The following is a 15,816-nucleotide window of genomic DNA, read 5'->3' on the forward strand; positions in this document are numbered from 1 at the left end:
CTGCAGCTGATCGTCTATTATCGATGTACTCGTTCTCTTCACTCAGACCCTATCTTGTTCTGCTGCTCGTCTGCTGCACGCTTATCATCCTTCCTGCCGCAGCCGAAACGACGAACGAATCGTTGAAAATGCCGGCCATCTTCTCGGATCATCTGAACCAAGGGGCAGATCTCCCCCCTGCTGAGGACACGCATGCCTACACCGTGATGCACCCCTCATCCGAGCAGCTCCACGCATGGAATACCCAGTACAATGCGTTATCCCCGGTGTCGGTGCCGGCCCCCAGTTCTTCCTATCAACTCCAGAATGGCACGAATGTTACGGGCGGATACAAAGATCTCCTCCCATACCTGGATTACATCCCTGTTGAACGAGACCAGGGGCGGATCGGGAACTGCTGGGCCTGGGCGGGAACCGGGGTGATGGAGATCGCCCTTGCCGTCCAGAACGGGGTGAAGGATCGCCTCTCGATCTCGTACCTGGACGCCAACTTCAATGGCGGTTCAGGGGACAAATGGGCAGGGAACGGAGGGTACATCTCCACTGTGGCCGATTTCTATGCAGGAACAGGGATAGCAATCCCCTGGTCCAACCGGAACGCTGCATACCAGGACGGGACCAAGTGGTCAGCAACAGAGCAGCGGTCCTTCGAACCCGCCTTTGCAATCTCCACCGATCCGTACTACCAGATCGATCAGATCAAGACAGAACGGATCGAGACACGGCATGTCGGAGACGAGCAGGCGATCAGCAATATCAAGGCCGTGCTCGACCAGAACCGCGCCGTGGCATTTATGTTTTATCTCCCCAATGCTACGGCCCTCTATTCCTTCTACGACTTCTGGGAAAACAGTTCAGAGGAGACCGCATGGAACATGACCCCCTGGCAGAACACATTCTGGAATGAAAAGGAGGGCGGCGGGCATGCGGTGGTCTGTGTCGGATACAATGACACCGACCCGGCAAACCGGTACTGGGTCATGGTCAACTCCTGGGGGGTCACAAAGGATCGTCCACAGGGCGTCTTCAGGGTTTCAATGGACATGGACTACTCAGCGACGGTGCAGTTCAAAGACAGTGATGATGGTGCTGCTCAGTTGTGGCAGACGCTGAACGTCAGCTTTGCATCCACTCCATCACCCACCCAAAAGGAGATCGGTTCACTCCCGTACACCTGTTCGGTTCCGGGCGATTACTACCTCTCAAAGGATCTGACCGGCAGCGACATTGATACCGGGATCCTGGTCACGGCACAGAACGTGACGATCGACGGGAAGGGGCACCTCCTCCGGGGCTCCGGCCGGCAGGGTTCGGTCGGGATCCTCGCATACAACAACGGAGATTCAATCGAAGGTCTGAACATCACCAACCTGGCCGTCTCGAACTGGGAGGATGGATGTTACCTGTACCATGCCACCGGCGGATCGGTGAGCGGGAACACCATCTCCGGCTGCTCGTATGCCGGGATCTTCCTGGATGGAGATACCGCCGGCCTCGCGATCACTGACAACACGCTCACCTCCAATTATTACGGTCTCCTCTCCCGTTCAACAGCCGGCGTCCGGATCGAACGCAACAGGATCACCGAGAATCAGCAGGCCGGGCTCTACCTCTTCTCGATGAACCAGAGTCGGATCGCGGACAACCAGTTTGTCAACAGACAGAATGTGATCCTCTCCAACTCGGCCGCCACAATCACCTGGAACACCAACAAGACCACCGGGATGAACCTGGCCGGCGGACCGTACCGGGGCGGCAACTACTGGGGGAACACCACACAGACCGGGTTCTCCGACCTCGCGGCAGACCAGAACCGGGACGGATTCGCAGACAGTCCGTTCCAGATCGCGGCCGGCAACCTGGACCTTCTCCCCCTTGTCGCCTATGCGAACCCGGGCCCCCAGCCGATCCCGCCGAACCAGCTCGCCCCGACCGACCCCGATCGCGATCGGCTCTACGAAGACCTGAACGGGGATGGGAGACTCGACTTCGCCGATGTGACCATCTTCTTCAACCAGATGGACTGGATCGGCGCACAGGAGCCGGTGCAGCTCTTCGACTTCAACGGCAACCAGCGGATCGACTTCGCCGACATCGCCGCGCTCTTCTCACGACTGTGAGAGAGTACCTCCATCTCTCTTCAAAGGGTCGGCGAGCAGCACCATCCTGTCCGGGATAGGGTCGACGGTGATATATTCAGAATCGGCTCGAACGATCAAATTCAGATCATTCAAATTCTTCAGCATCGGATAGATCATCAAGATGTCTTCATACCCTTCTCCCAGTTCTCTTCTCCTCCTCTTCGTTTGCTGCTGTCTGGTCATCCTCCCGGCTGCAGCCGAAACAACGAACGAATCGTTGAAAGTGCCGGCCTTCCTCTCAGATCTTCTGAACCAGGGGGCAGATCTCCCCTCTGCTGACGGAACGCAGGTCTACACCGTGATGCACCCCTCGTCCGAGCAACTCAGGGCATGGAATGCCCAGGACAATGCGTTACCCCTGGTGTCGGTGCCGGCCACCGGTTCTTCCAGCCAGTTCCAGAATAATACGACTGCTGCGGGTGGATACAGGGACCTCCTCCCCTACCTGGATTATACTCCTGCTGAACGAAACCAGGGACGGATCGGAAACTGCTGGGTCTGGGGAGGAACCGGGGTGATGGAGATCGCCCTTGCCGTCCAGAACGGAGTGAAGGAGCGGCTCTCGATCTCGTACCTGGACGCCAACTACAATGGTGGTTCAGGGGACAACTGGGCAGGGAGTGGGGGAAATTTATTCACTCTGGCCAGTTTCTATACCACAAACGGGATTGCAGTCCCCTGGTCCAACCAGAACGCTGCATATCAGGACGGGACCCTCTGGTCAGCAACAGAGCAGCGGTCCTACGAACCCGCCTTTGCGATCTCCACCGAACCGTACTACCAGATCGATCATATCGAGGCGCAACGGATCGAGACACGGCATATCGGCAACGAGCAGGCGATCAGCAACATCAAGGCCGTGCTCGACCAGAACCGTGCAATCTACTTTGGTTTCACCCTCCCCAATAATTCAGCCTGGGACTCATTCTTCGACTTCTTCGGTAACAACGCCGAGGAGACCGCATGGAACATGACCCCCTGGCAGAACACACTCTATAACGAAAAAGAGGGCGGGGGTCATGGAGTACTCTGCGTCGGATACAATGACACCGACCCGACAAACAGGTACTGGATCATGGTCAACTCCTGGGGCACCTCAAAGGGTCATCCACGGGGCGTCTTCCGGGTTTCGATGGACATGGACTACTCTGCGACGCTGCATACTAAAGACAATGATGATTGGGCTGCTCTGAGGTGGCACACACTGGACATCAGCTTTGCATCCACCCCGTCACCTACCCAAAAGGAGATCAGTTCCCTCCCATACATCTGTTCGGTTCCGGGTGAGTATTACCTCTCAAAGGACCTGATCAGCAGCGACGCGGATACCGGGATCCTGGTCACGGCACAGAATGTGACGATCGACGGGAAGGGACACCTCCTTCGGGGCTCCGGCCGGCAGGGGTCGGTCGGGATCCTCGCGTACAACAACGGAGATCCAGTCGAAGGTCTGAACATCACCAACCTGGCCGTCTCGAACTGGGAGGATGGATGTTACCTGTACCATGCCACCGGCGGATCGGTGAGCAAGAACACCATCTCCGGCTGCTCGTATGCCGGACTCTTCCTGGACGGAAACACCGCCGGCCTCGCGATCACTGACAACACGCTCACCTCCAACTACTACGGCCTCCTCTCCCGTTCCACAACCGGCGTCCGGATCGAGCGCAACAGGATTATAGAGAGTCAGCATGCCGGGCTCTACCTCTTCTCGATGAACCAGAGTCGGATCGCTGACAACCGGTTTGTCAACAGACAGAATGTGATCCTCTCCACGACAATCACCGCGATCACCTGGAACACCAACAAGACCACCGGGATGAACCTGGCCGGCGGACCGTACCGGGGCGGCAACTACTGGGGGAACACCACGCAGACCGGGTTCTCCGACCTCGCGGCCGACCAGAACAGGGACGGATTCGCAGACAGTCCGTTCCAGATCGCGGCCGGCAATCTGGACCATCTCCCCCTCGTCGCCTATGCGAACCCGGGCCCCCAGCCGATCCCGCCGAACCAGCTCGCCCCGACCGATCCTGATCGCGATCGGCTCTACGAAGACCTGAACGGGGATGGGAGACTCGACTTCGCCGATGTGACCATCTTCTTCAACCAGATGGACTGGATGGGCGCACAGGAGCCGGTGCAGCTCTTCGACTTCAACGGCAACCAGCGGATCGACTTCGCCGACATCGCCGCGCTCTTCTCACGACTGTGAGAAAGGGCATTCCCTTTATCAATCTGGAGAGCCGGCGAACAGAATCTTTATCTGGTTCTCCAGCGTTCTTATTGTGCACATTGTGCGAGCTGCGGTAGCCTAGCTTGGTCAGGGCGCCAGACTCATAGGGTTTAACGAGCATATGAGGCGCCAGAATCTGAGACATCTGGAGGTCGTGGGTTCGGATCCCACTCGCAGCATCCAGAGAACCTCCCGACAGGTTCTCCATTTTAGCATCATCTTCCACCCCCTACCCACAGGGCTCTGAAACGTGGCTCTCCACCAGTTCTGGAGAGAATAGGGATTTTTTGTGATGGTCCGGGGCCGTTGCAGGCCCATGGATACCGGCCGGACACCGGCACCGGCTCCTGGTGTCAGGGAGGAACGGAGAAGGTTGAATAGATCCCGCTACCTATCTGTATATATGCACCAGGGGGTAATCACGTTCTCAAGGAACGTATTTCTACCGTTAACCACGGTCTGTCAGAACCACTGCGGGTACTGTAGTTTCTGGACCCCGGTACAGGACGGGTGCATAATGGGGAGAGAGCAGGTTCTCGAGACGCTCAGGCTGGGGGCTGCTGCCGGTTGCACGGAAGCGCTCTTCACATTCGGCGAACGGCCGGAGGTGGTCCCGGGTTTCTCAGAACGCCTGGCCACAATCGGGTATTCTTCAATCCTCGACTACTGTTACGACCTCTGCAAGGAGGCACTCCGGTTCGGGATCCTTCCGCATACCAATGCAGGGGTGCTCAGCATGAAGGAGATGGAACGGCTCCGCGAGGTGAATGCCTCGATGGGGCTGATGCTCGAGACGACGGCCGATGTGCCGGCTCATCAGGGTTCAGTCGGGAAGTCGGCTGCAGAACGACTCCAGATGATCGCGCGCGCAGGGAAACTGCGTATCCCGTTCACGACCGGGATCCTGCTGGGTATCGGTGAGACCGCCCGGGACCGTGCAGAGTCGCTGGAGGCCATCGCCGACCTGCACCGGGAGTACGGGCATATCCAGGAGGTGATCATCCAGAACTTCTGTCCGAAGGAGGGGACGCCGATGGCCGGTGTCGCTCCTATCACCACAGAAGCATTCTGCGAGACGGTCCGGATGGCCAGGACGATCCTCCCGGAGGATGTCGCGGTTCAGGTCGCGCCGAACCTTGCCGATGCAGGGATACTCGTCGGGTGCGGTGCAGATGACCTCGGCGGCATCTCCCCGGTTACGATCGATTACGTGAATCCGGAACACCCCTGGCCGGCGATCGAGCGTCTCGCCGAGGTGGCGGGCGACGCTGTGCTCAGAGAACGGCTCTGTATCTATCCCCAGTACATCACGCGGGGCTGGTATCCCCCATCGATGGAATCGCTGATCAGGGCATTATCAATAAAAATCCAGGAGAGATCTCTGTGAACGAAGAGGAATTACTCTATACAGGCAAGGCAAAATCAGTGTACCGATCCGGTGTGGACGGTGAACTGATCGTCAGGTTCCGGGACGACATCACCGCATTTGACGGTGGAAAGAAGGATGTACTGCAGAAGAAAGGGGAGTACAATGCGAGTGTCTCGGCCTACTTCTTCCCGCTCCTCGAAGAGCACGGGATCCCGACCCATTTCATCAGGATGGCAGACCCCTCGACGATGATCGTCAGGGAACTGACCATGATCCCGCTCGAGGTGATCGTCCGGAACCGTGCCGCAGGTTCGATTGTGAAGCGGTACCCGTTCGAAGAGGGAGCGATCCTCGACCCGCCAGTGATCGTGATCGACTTCAAGGACGACGCCCGGCATGACCCGATGCTCAACGATGACCTGATCCTTGCACTTCACCTGGTGACGAGGAGCGAGCTCCGCCGGATCAAGGAGATGGCGATTGCGATCAATGCGTTGCTCGTCAGGTTCTTTGCCTCGATCGGGATCACCCTTGTGGACTTCAAAATCGAGTTCGGAAAGGCCGGGGATTCGCTGTACCTTGGTGATGAGATCAGCATGGACTCGATGAGGCTCTGGGATGTGGCCACCGGTGAGTCGCTGGACAAGGATGTCTACCGGTTCGATAAGGGGGACGTGATGGAAGCCTATGAACGGGTGGCACATCGGATCCAGACCTCGGTGAAGGGGGGTGTGCAGTGATGAAGTTCACCGCAACGATCACCATTGCACTGAAGCCAGGGATGCTCGACCCCGAGGCACGGGCGATCCAGCAGGCGCTCTGCTCGATCGGGCTTCCCGCCGAGTCCCTCTCGACCGCACGCCTCTTTTATCTGACGATCGAGGCAGCCGACCGGGATGAGGCTCTCAGACAGGCCACTGCCAGTTGCGAGCGGCTGCTTGCAAACCCGGTGATTCATACCTATACGGTTGAGGTAGCCTGATGCGGTTTGCTGTGGTCCAGTTCGGCGGTTCCAACTGCGACCTCGACACCTATCACGTGCTCGATCAGGTGCTCGGTGTCGAGACCGATCTCGTCTGGTACCATGACGACCTTCAAAAGTCCTATGATGCTGTGGTGATCCCCGGCGGTTTCTCGTACGGCGACTACCTCCGTGCAGGGGCCATCGCTGCCAGGACCAGGATCATGGACCAGATCAAGGAGCATGCAGCAGCCGGCGGGCTGGTGCTCGGGATCTGCAATGGTGCACAGATCCTCGCAGAGAGCGGGCTCATCCCCGGCATCTTCACGAGGAACGAAGACCCCCGGTTCATCTGCAGAGAGGCGCTGGTCAGGGTCGAGACCGTCAACACGCCGTTCACCAGTGCGTTCTCGACAGGTGAGGTGATCCGGCTTCCGATCGCCCATGGAGAAGGACGCTTTGTCGTCGATGAAAGGGACTATGCAACCTTGAAACGCGAAGATCGGGTTGCGTTCCGGTTCTGTGAGCCGGACGGGTCCGTCACGCCGTCGTCCAATCCGAACGGCTCGCTCGAGAACATCACCGGCGTCCTCTCGAAGGACCGGCAGGTACTCGCCATGATGCCGCATCCTGAACGGGCATCCGAGGCGGTGCTCGGTTCGACGGATGGCAGGCGGATCTTTGAATCGATGATCGCGTATCTCCATCGATAACCTCAACAGGAAGCATCGCTGATAACGATACTACGATATCATGGCAGCAGATGAGATAGACACCACAGCAGAGGAGAAGTGGGCGTCAGCGTACGCCGATCAGCACGGCTTCCGTCTGAACCCGGATCGTGTGCAGTTGACGAATGTACTCCGCGGCCTGGTCCGAAACCGGAAACGGTTTGGTGAGCAGTACTGTCCGTGCAGGATCAGAAGCGGGGACCCGGAGAAGGATCGTGCGATCGTCTGCCCGTGCATCTATCACACCCAGGAGATCGATAAGGACGGTCACTGCCACTGTAACCTCTTCTTTGAAAATAAACAGCCCTGAACCTGATCTTTGGGGGCGCCGGACCTCCGAAACATTTTTCCAGATGAAAGGGGATGACTCTTCGATCCGGTATGAAACATAAATTTTTATTTCTGATCGGTCTTCTCGTGGTTCTGGGAGCCACGGCGATGATCTCGACCGCAGCGACCACATCGTCAGGTGTACCCCAGACCGATCAGTCAACCGATCGGCTGATCCACACGCAGGCGACCGGGGAAGTACAGACGGCCCCGGACCGGGCTGAGATACTCTTCTCGGTTGAAACCCAGAATGCCGATGTAAAGGCGGCACAGGCAGAGAATGCACAGCGGATGAGTACCTGCACGGATGCACTGAAGAAAGCCGGCATCCCCAATGAGTCGTTGCAGACGACCGGGTACTCGATTACTCCGATCTACAGTGATCAGGCCACTTCGTCGTCGATGCCGGTCGTCACCACCGCCAACACGACGATCCAGTCGTACCGTGTCACCAACACCCTGAAGGTGAAACTGACCGATGTCAACCGGGCCGGCGAGGTGATCGACCTGACGACCGCTGCAGGGGCCAACCGTGTCGATTCACTCAGTTTCAGTTTGAGTGATGCACAGACCGCGGTCTATCGGAAGCAGGTGATCACCGAGGCCGTCAACAAGACCCGCCCCGATGCCGAGGCAGCGGCGGCGGCGCTCGGGGTGAGTGTCGGCCAGGTGCAGGATGTATCGATCGACGGCCTCAGCACACCGGTCACCTATGCCTCGCTGGCGAAGGGTATCGCCGCAGCGCCGGCTGCGACTCCGTCGACCCCCATCACACCGGGGACCATCACAGTGACGGCTCAGGTCTCGGTCGTCTATCTGATCGCCTGATCGGACTTTCCTCCTTTTTTGTCATCTACCGGGGTGCAGCAGGATGCGTAGAATGTGCGAGGCCAGCACGTCCCTCTGATCGTCGACACCAGCACTCGATAGTGAGATCTCACGACGTACTGGCCGCCCGTTTGTACTGGTTTTTGGTTGTGAATCAGATCAGTGGTGTTACACGGTGGTGCACGCTGGGGTCTTCACGACCGCCTCTGGCAGGTAGCGGCGGCATTTCGGCAGCGGGGATCTCCGGGCACGAACATCCCGTGTTTGGAAATTCCCATCAGAGAGGAGAGCAGCAGATAATATGCAGCGTATGGCGGAATTTTCATCGCACTCGCACCGCTCTGGGGGTGGGCAGACAGATCATGTAATACCGGATCGATGTGATATCATCGGCGCCGCAGTCGCCCTGATCGGTGTATTCATCATGAGGTACTGGCCGAGGGCCGCAGCCATTGCATGATGATGTTCCGGGAAAGACCCGACCTGTGATAAAAGAGGATTGGGAATGCCTTTCAGAAGCTCCTATGGATAGGGGGAACGTTAAAAAACGGGTTCCCTGAGTGGAATCAGGGAGAGGTAGAGGGTGATCGAATGGACCCTCGGGTCCGACCGGACATGCTCGATCGTACAGGTGATCCCGAGCCCTTCTGCCAGAATACAGGCGATGAGACTGCATATCGGGCAGGGATAGATCTTACAGCAGGCCGGGAAGTCGTCCTTGATGTCGGTGCAGATCGACATCAGCCGGAAGTTGTGCAGCTCGATCAGGATGAACCCTTCCTTTCGCACTGCATCCACGGTGTCTGCGATCTCGATCACATCCTCGCAGATCTCTTTGATCGCCACCAGCAACGCCTCCTCTTTGACAGGGAGCCGCAGGTCGTACGATTTTCGGAGCATCTGGAGGAGCGGGTACCCGCTCGGGACCATGAACTGTCCGCGAACCTGTTCGCCATTGATGCAGGTCACGACCGCCTTGGATGGTGCCGGCTTCTCCACCGACTCCGGGACGAACTGCATCACGCTGCCCCCCACCTTATCAGGAGGCAGGTAGTACGAGACCGCATCCTCGCGAATCCGCCTGCAGTCGTGCTCGTCTGAAACGGCCAGTGCTTTCTGCATCATCTCCGAGGATATCCCCTGCGAGTTGTTCAGCACGATCGCTCCGGCGAAGACCGAGACGACCCCGAGCAGCGAGGTGGCGATGATCAGCACCTGCTCGAGCGGGATGTACGACCCTATCAGCGGGATGCTGATCCCGGGAAGGCCGGTGATGAACTGCTCGAAGAAGAGCGCGATGAAGAGGAACGCCCCGAAAAACCGGACCAGCATCAGTTTTTTGGCATATTTTGGTTTCGAGTAGATCGGCGTGATCAGGATCGCCACCACCATCAGCCCGAGCAGCCCGAGGACGAAATAGATCTCTGAATTGACATTGCCTGAGATGATCATCAGCACAATGACAAGGAGCAGCCAGCCAAGGAGCCCGCTGACTGCGAGGAATCGTTTCTTCATTTTGAGTACTTATAATCCGATCCCTGGAGGTATAATAATATCGAACAGGAAAAAGAGAGGGTGGAACGGTGGAAACTGCCGTTAAACCCAGAGGAGTTTCCCCTGGATTCCGATGACCGTGGTGCCTGACATCACCGGCACCAGGTTGATCATCACCGGAACCACAGAACCGTCCTTTCTGATCAACTGCAGTTCAATCCCTTCGATCTCCTCGCCTGCATGCATCAGCCTGAAGAATTCTGAAGAGAGTGGGATCTCTGCATCCCGGATCTGGTCGCTGAGCGGTCGTCCTCTGACCTCTGCAGCCGAAAAAGAGGTGATCCGCTCGAACGAAGGGGAGACCTGTGTGATCCTCCCCTCCGGGTCGAGTCCAAAGAGCAGGTCCAGCGACCGTTCGGGTATTTCTCTGAACCGCTGCAACCGCTGCATACTGTTGAAGACCACCTCGTCGACCCTCTTCTGTTCGGCGAGCGCCTCCTCGACCCTCCTCCTTTCGGAGATATCCTCATAGGTGATGTAGTGGTTCTGGTCCGAGAGTCTGACTGTCCGGAAGATCACCTCCTTCACCTCTCCGGACCTGGTGGTGACCCTGAAGAGCCGTGGACTGACCGGCCTCTCTCCGGCCTGTTCGATGTCGGTGATCCAGGCATGGATCACCTGCTTCCTATAGGTCTCGTCAGGGTACGCAGCATTGAACCAGTCCCTGCCACAGGTGATCTCCTCCTTTGTATAACCAAAGACCTCGGTGAACCTGCTGTTGATGTACAGGTACATTCCCTGCGGGTCGATGATCGAGATCGGGTACGGCGAGACCTCGACCACCTCCCGGAACCGCTGTTCACTCTCCTTCAGAGCGATCTCAGCCCGCTTCTGGCTGGTCACCTCCTCGAGGATGATGGTGACCCCCGGGGTACCGTCGTCGAAGACCGTCGATATCAGTTTCACGCGAAAGAAAAGGTCACCGTCGGCCTGGGTATACTGGACTTCGAGCTTCACCTCTTTTTTCGTGAAGGTCTCCAGGATCTTATCAAGAATTATCTGTTCAGATACAATCGGCATCGCCGTCTCTTCGAGTGTTCTTCCCAGGAAAAAGTCCCGGTCCTCATGGAGAAACTCAAGGAACCGATCATTGATCTGAATCACCCGGAGTCCACTGTCCAGCACCAGGATATATTCAGCCGTATGGTTCAGCATAGCCCCGAGCGGAACCCTTTGAGAGAGAAAATAGACCTTTGCAGGGCCGAAGGTCCGCATCTCAACCTGTCCCGATATCGAGAGGATGTCCAGATACTTGGCAACAGAGTTCCTGTTCATCTTCAGTTTGTGCGAGATGTCGGTGACTGACATCCCTTTTGGGTTGTTCTTGAGGATGCTCTTGATCTGGGAAAGGAGATCAAACGAGACAATCGTCCCCTCTTCGGATGGCATTGCTCTTCAAATAAACGTTCAGGTATTAAATAGTTCTGCTCTGCACAGCAACCTGACTGTGCAGATCTGCCATTCAGAGCGGAAATATATCAAAATTCTGCCAGTTTTTTCCTTTTCCTCTGGAGTGTGAAACAACCCGGACCGACCGTCTGCCCGCCTTTGTCCCTGGTGGAGGCCCTTTCCGCTCAGGATCAACAGTTTTATTACTGGAGAAACCAAATTTTCTGGGTTCAAAGGGCCCGTGGTCTAGTTGGTTATGACGTCGCCCTTACACGGCGAAGATCGCCGGTTCGAGTCCGGCCGAGCCCATCCTTTGTTCCAGAATAAAAATTGAATGTTCTCTGTCTCTTCTGTCACGTGATACGACCCGGAGATGGATCCAGATCTTCCGGTTGACCTCACGCAGGGACCGCATTTTTCTCTGCATCGGCCCACGTTCCCCTGCAGAAGAAGAGATATGCTCGGGATGCCGGATCATCCGATGATGTTCATCATCGATCGATAACCCTCGCCCGACTGGTCATCGCACCTGACCGCGGTGACCCGCGTCAGATCCACCTCGTTTGTTGCGCGCTCGCGCATGCAGTAGGCCCGCGCCGGCGAGGTGACCCAGGAGTTCTTTTCAAGGAATGCCCGCGAATGGACACAGAACCTGCACCGGTCCAGGGTCACCTTTTCAGTATCAGTGCACTGGACCCGCTTGTTCTGCACAGGAAGTTCACGCATCGTCTGTTCCGTCATAGATCTTCACCTGGTAGCCTGCTCTTCTGAGTATCGCTCCGGCCTGCTGCAGCCATGCCCCATCGTCCGGGGACGTGAGAGGCCGGACCTGCTGCTCCCAGCAGGCCTGGAGCTCAGGGTCAACGGTCGACAGGGACCGCCTGCCACTGACCTTCCCGATCCGTTCTCCCTGCCGGCCGGCGATCTGCATCACGATGCACTGATATTCCCTGCACCATCGTGGACGGGTGGCGTAGACGGTGCAGGTTGCACCGCCCTCTCCCTCCACCAGGAACGGACAGACCCCGGCCTCTGCCGGCTCGTCCTCGTCCGGCAGGAAGAAGCCCGGTTCGAGGTGGACCAGCGATCGCTCGCCGGTCAGCCGAAACCTGCAGTAGCAGTCCTTGGACCCCAGACGTCGCTCGATCTCGATCTGCGGACCGATCGCCCTGCAACAGTTTCCACACTTCGTGCAGATAAAGACCGCCATCGATCACCTGTATATCGTTGCTCCGGTTTCAAGGCTTTGCCTGCAGCGGTATCGACTGGTCGTCGGCCGGCGCGAAAGAATGATGTACTCGATCTGCCCATAGAATCCAGTGGCCGGGTGAAGATCATCAGTGCTGTGATCGTTGCAGAGGATCTGCTCAAAAAGTTTGGAGACGTCGTGGCCGTGGACAGGATCTCGTTCACGGTGGATGAGGGCGAGGTCTTTGGGGTGCTCGGACCCAACGGGGCCGGGAAGACCACCACGATGCGGATGATCGAGTGCATCTCCCCCCGGTCGGGCGGGCGGCTCTCGGTCTTTGGCATGGACACGACCAGGGACCAGCGGGAGATCCGGGCAGGGCTCGGTGTCGTCCCCCAGGAGAACAACCTGGACGGTGAACTGTCGGTCTACGACAACCTGCTGATGTACTCCCGGTTCTTCGACATCCCGAAGAGAGAAGCCGCAGAACGTGCAGAGAAACTGCTCGACTTTATGCAGTTGCAGGAGAAGCGGGACGTGGTGATCGAGACCCTCTCAGGCGGGATGAAGCGGCGGCTGATCCTGGCCAGGGCCCTGGTCAACGAACCCAGACTGATCGTCCTGGACGAACCGACCACCGGTCTTGACCCTCAGGCCAGGAACCTGATCTGGGAGAAACTTCGCGCCCTGCAGCACGAAGGGGTGACGATCCTCCTCTCGACCCATTACCTCGACGAAGCCGCACGGTTCTGTGACCGGCTGATCATCATGGACCATGGGAAAATCCTGGTCGAAGGTCCGCCTGCTACGATCGTCAGCGCCTCCATGGGCAGCCATCTGGTCGAGACCAGGGCCCTGCCGGCAGTGCTGGACTGCCTCGATCAGAACGAACTGGAGTTCGAGCGGGTCGGGGGTGAAGGAATCTTCATCTCCACCGAAAAGCCCGACGAGGTGACCGCCCTGCTGCTGGCCGCGTGCGGCCCGCTGGAGATCGCCGTCCGGAGGCCGACCCTCGAAGATGTCTTTCTGAAACTGACCGGCAGGGGGCTGGTGGATTGAAGGAACTGTTCACCATCCCCTCGGTCTCACACCGGGTCTGGACGGTCTGGTACAGAAACTTCCTGGTCTTCATGAAGACCTGGAAGGTGAATGTCTTCCCGCCGCTGATCGAGCCCCTGGTCTATATGGCTGCGCTCGGTTTCGGGGTCGGGAGTTATATCAGCGGCGTCGAAGGGGTCTCGTACGCTCAGTTTGTGGCCCCTGCGATCCTCGCTATCGCAATGATGAACTACTCCTTCTTCGAGTGCACGTACGGCTCGTTCGTCAGGATGTACTATCAGAAGACCTTCGATGCGATCATCGCGACCCCGACCACCCTTGAGGAGGTGATCGTCGGGGAGATCCTCTGGGGGGCCACCAGGTCCATGATCTATGTTACCGGGATGCTGCTCGTCCTCTCGCTCCTCGGAGTGCTGGCCCTGCCGATCTCCCTGGTGCTGATCCCGTTCGCATTTCTGGCAGGGCTGCTCTTCGGGGCGATCGGGATGTGCTTCACAGCGCTCTCGCCGTCGATCGACACGCTGAACTATCCGTCGTTCCTCTTCATCACCCCGATGCTCCTCCTCGGCGGAACCTTCTTTGAACTCTCGCTCCTCCCTCTCCCCCTGCAGTACCTGGCGTACGCACTGCTGCCCCTGACCCATGTGGTGCTGATAAGCAGGAGCATTGCGCTCAACACAGCCGGCCCGGTCCTGCTGATCAGCCTCGGCTGGATCCTGGTCGTCACGGCTCTGCTGATCGTCGTCGCAGTGAACCTGATGAAGAAGCGGTTGATCGTCTGACGGCCAGCGGGGGGGTCACATTTATCCCTGATCTCCTCAAACCTTCCGGCGGTGAAACGATAAAATGGAAGCGATACTTTGTTTATAGGTCATTTTGCAGTCGCATATCTGCTGCTCGCACTCTTTCCATCCGTCCCCCCACTGGTGCTGCTGATAGGGGTCTCCCTCCCCGACCTGCTCTGGCCAGTCCTGGTCTTCTGTGGAGTCGAGAAGGTCGAGGTCGACCCGATCTCCCCGCTTGTGAAGGACGTCTCGTTCCTGCACTACCCATACTCACACTCCCTGGTGATCGGCGGGCTGATCGCCTGCCTTTTCGGTGCGGTCGTGGCCTACCTCTTCACACCGCTGGCCGGTGCCCTCTTCGTCGCGGCCGCGATCTCGCACTGGCTGCTCGACCTGGTCATGCACAGACCGGACCTGCCGGTGCTCGGGTTTGGGTCAGGGGATAGAAAACTCGGGTACGGGCTCTGGGATAATCAACGGGCTGCATTCGCCTTTGAATTCCTCCTCTATGTAGTGGTCACCGTACTCGCAATGCCGATCGGATTGATCGTGCCGCTGTTAATCCTTGGAACAGTCTTTCATCTCATCAACGCGAACGCGTTCTTCGGGTTCGTTCCGAGAAGAGCGAATCACTCGCCAAAGGTCGACCCGGCGATGGCACTGATCGGGTTCACTGCATTCATCGTGCTCGCAAATACCGTGATCCTGTATGCCTGGTTCTAAGTTTTTAAAAATTGGTGTCTGGGTGCTCTGCACAGGGCACGGCACCCGTTTTTTTGGATTAACCTAGAGTGCCCGTCTGAAGAGACCAAAGAGGCCGAGTGCCCCAAGGACGATCAGCGGCGAAACCGGCGACTTCTTTGTCGGGGTCGCGGTCGGAACTCCCACCGAGGCCTGCGCCATCTGAGTCTTGGCTGTGTTCAGGTTGTGCTGGGCCGCCGTGTTCTGTGGATTGATTGAAAGTGCCGTCGTATAGGCATCGATCGCCTCCTGGTACTTCTTCTGATACAGAAGGGCGTTTCCTTTGAAGTAATAGATCTGGTCGTTCTTCTGGTCGGTGGCAAGCGCCTGGTCGTAAGCCTGGACAGCCTGATCATACTTTCCCTGGTCTGCAAGATCCTGCCCTTTTATAAACAGTTCTTCAGCCGTCTCTGCCATCACCGGCTGGATGACCATGCAGGTCAGGAGTCCAACCAGCACCATAATGCCGATAATTCCTTGCCTCATCACCTCAATAGCTCCCT

General features: G+C 57.7%; 16 protein-coding genes and 2 tRNA genes. 13 read left to right on the forward strand and 5 right to left on the reverse strand.

Annotated elements, in window-relative coordinates:
- The first annotated feature begins 23 nt into the window (after positions 1–23).
- The 9 genes from ACFKSJ_RS04785 (at position 24) to ACFKSJ_RS04825 (ending at position 8,596) form a co-directional block, all read left to right on the forward strand.
- On the forward strand, positions 24–2,120 hold the full coding sequence (locus tag ACFKSJ_RS04785) for a NosD domain-containing protein (RefSeq protein ID WP_440951115.1): 2,097 nt from the start codon (positions 24–26) through the stop codon (positions 2,118–2,120).
- Positions 2,121–2,262: 142 nt separating this feature from the next.
- Positions 2,263–4,356, forward strand: coding sequence for a NosD domain-containing protein (locus ACFKSJ_RS04790; protein WP_440951116.1), 2,094 nt, complete (start codon positions 2,263–2,265; stop codon positions 4,354–4,356).
- An 88-nt stretch (positions 4,357–4,444) separates the two neighbouring features.
- A tRNA-Met gene (locus tag ACFKSJ_RS04795) sits at positions 4,445–4,556 on the forward strand.
- A gap of 224 nt (positions 4,557–4,780) precedes the next feature.
- Complete coding sequence (cofG, locus tag ACFKSJ_RS04800; protein ID WP_440951117.1) at positions 4,781–5,764, forward strand: 7,8-didemethyl-8-hydroxy-5-deazariboflavin synthase subunit CofG; 984 nt, start codon at positions 4,781–4,783, stop codon at positions 5,762–5,764.
- The gene (gene purC, locus ACFKSJ_RS04805; RefSeq protein WP_440951118.1) at positions 5,761–6,486 is read left to right on the forward strand and encodes a phosphoribosylaminoimidazolesuccinocarboxamide synthase; all 726 of its coding nucleotides are present in this window, start codon (positions 5,761–5,763) and stop codon (positions 6,484–6,486) included. The genes cofG and purC overlap by 4 nt, the downstream gene beginning before the upstream one ends.
- Positions 6,486–6,728, forward strand: coding sequence for a phosphoribosylformylglycinamidine synthase subunit PurS (gene purS / locus ACFKSJ_RS04810; RefSeq protein ID WP_440951119.1), 243 nt, complete (start codon positions 6,486–6,488; stop codon positions 6,726–6,728). Before purC ends, purS begins: the two co-directional genes overlap by 1 nt.
- Positions 6,728–7,420 carry a phosphoribosylformylglycinamidine synthase subunit PurQ gene (gene purQ, locus ACFKSJ_RS04815; protein WP_440951120.1) on the forward strand — a complete coding sequence of 231 codons (693 nt, stop codon included), beginning with the start codon at positions 6,728–6,730 and terminating at the stop codon, positions 7,418–7,420. The genes purS and purQ overlap by 1 nt, the downstream gene beginning before the upstream one ends.
- Positions 7,421–7,460: 40 nt before the next feature.
- Entirely contained in the window at positions 7,461–7,748 is a 288-nt protein-coding gene (locus ACFKSJ_RS04820; RefSeq protein WP_440951121.1) for a ferredoxin-thioredoxin reductase catalytic domain-containing protein, read from the forward strand.
- 71 nt (positions 7,749–7,819) lie between these two features.
- Complete coding sequence (locus ACFKSJ_RS04825) at positions 7,820–8,596, forward strand: SIMPL domain-containing protein (RefSeq protein WP_440951122.1); 777 nt, start codon at positions 7,820–7,822, stop codon at positions 8,594–8,596.
- A 540-nt stretch (positions 8,597–9,136) separates the two neighbouring features.
- On the opposite strand, the gene ACFKSJ_RS04830 is transcribed toward ACFKSJ_RS04825, so the two are convergent.
- Together ACFKSJ_RS04830 and ACFKSJ_RS04835 are read right to left on the reverse strand one after the other, a co-directional pair.
- The gene (locus ACFKSJ_RS04830; protein ID WP_440951123.1) at positions 9,137–10,111 is read right to left on the reverse strand and encodes a hypothetical protein; all 975 of its coding nucleotides are present in this window, start codon (positions 10,109–10,111) and stop codon (positions 9,137–9,139) included.
- A gap of 81 nt (positions 10,112–10,192) precedes the next feature.
- Positions 10,193–11,539 carry a PAS domain S-box protein gene (locus ACFKSJ_RS04835; RefSeq protein ID WP_440951124.1) on the reverse strand — a complete coding sequence of 449 codons (1,347 nt, stop codon included), beginning with the start codon at positions 11,537–11,539 and terminating at the stop codon, positions 10,193–10,195.
- Positions 11,540–11,774: 235 nt separating this feature from the next.
- On the opposite strand from ACFKSJ_RS04835, the gene ACFKSJ_RS04840 reads away from it, so the two are divergent.
- Positions 11,775–11,848 (forward strand) — tRNA-Val (locus ACFKSJ_RS04840).
- A 165-nt stretch (positions 11,849–12,013) separates the two neighbouring features.
- On the opposite strand, the gene ACFKSJ_RS04845 is transcribed toward ACFKSJ_RS04840, so the two are convergent.
- Positions 12,014–12,280, reverse strand: coding sequence for a hypothetical protein (locus ACFKSJ_RS04845; protein ID WP_440951125.1), 267 nt, complete (start codon positions 12,278–12,280; stop codon positions 12,014–12,016).
- The gene (locus ACFKSJ_RS04850; protein WP_440951126.1) at positions 12,258–12,749 is read right to left on the reverse strand and encodes a YkgJ family cysteine cluster protein; all 492 of its coding nucleotides are present in this window, start codon (positions 12,747–12,749) and stop codon (positions 12,258–12,260) included. The genes ACFKSJ_RS04845 and ACFKSJ_RS04850 overlap by 23 nt, the downstream gene beginning before the upstream one ends.
- 117 nt (positions 12,750–12,866) lie before the next feature.
- Here ACFKSJ_RS04850 and ACFKSJ_RS04855 point away from each other — a divergent pair, with 117 nt between their 5' ends.
- The 3 genes from ACFKSJ_RS04855 to ACFKSJ_RS04865 all read left to right on the forward strand — a co-directional run bounded on the left by ACFKSJ_RS04855 (position 12,867) and on the right by ACFKSJ_RS04865 (position 15,295).
- On the forward strand, positions 12,867–13,787 hold the full coding sequence (locus ACFKSJ_RS04855; RefSeq protein ID WP_440951127.1) for an ABC transporter ATP-binding protein: 921 nt from the start codon (positions 12,867–12,869) through the stop codon (positions 13,785–13,787).
- Complete coding sequence (locus ACFKSJ_RS04860; protein WP_440951128.1) at positions 13,784–14,569, forward strand: ABC transporter permease; 786 nt, start codon at positions 13,784–13,786, stop codon at positions 14,567–14,569. Before ACFKSJ_RS04855 ends, ACFKSJ_RS04860 begins: the two co-directional genes overlap by 4 nt.
- 78 nt (positions 14,570–14,647) lie before the next feature.
- A complete protein-coding gene (locus tag ACFKSJ_RS04865; RefSeq protein WP_440951129.1) occupies positions 14,648–15,295 on the forward strand; it encodes a hypothetical protein in 648 nt (215 codons plus the stop codon).
- A gap of 63 nt (positions 15,296–15,358) precedes the next feature.
- Here the strand turns inward: ACFKSJ_RS04865 and ACFKSJ_RS04870 are convergent, their stop codons facing one another.
- Positions 15,359–15,799, reverse strand: coding sequence for a tetratricopeptide repeat protein (locus ACFKSJ_RS04870; RefSeq protein WP_440951130.1), 441 nt, complete (start codon positions 15,797–15,799; stop codon positions 15,359–15,361).
- Positions 15,800–15,816: the final 17 nt, after the last annotated feature.

It is taken from the genome of Methanosphaerula subterraneus (assembly GCF_052055875.1).
GTDB classification, from domain to species: domain Archaea; phylum Halobacteriota; class Methanomicrobia; order Methanomicrobiales; family Methanospirillaceae; genus Methanosphaerula; species Methanosphaerula subterraneus.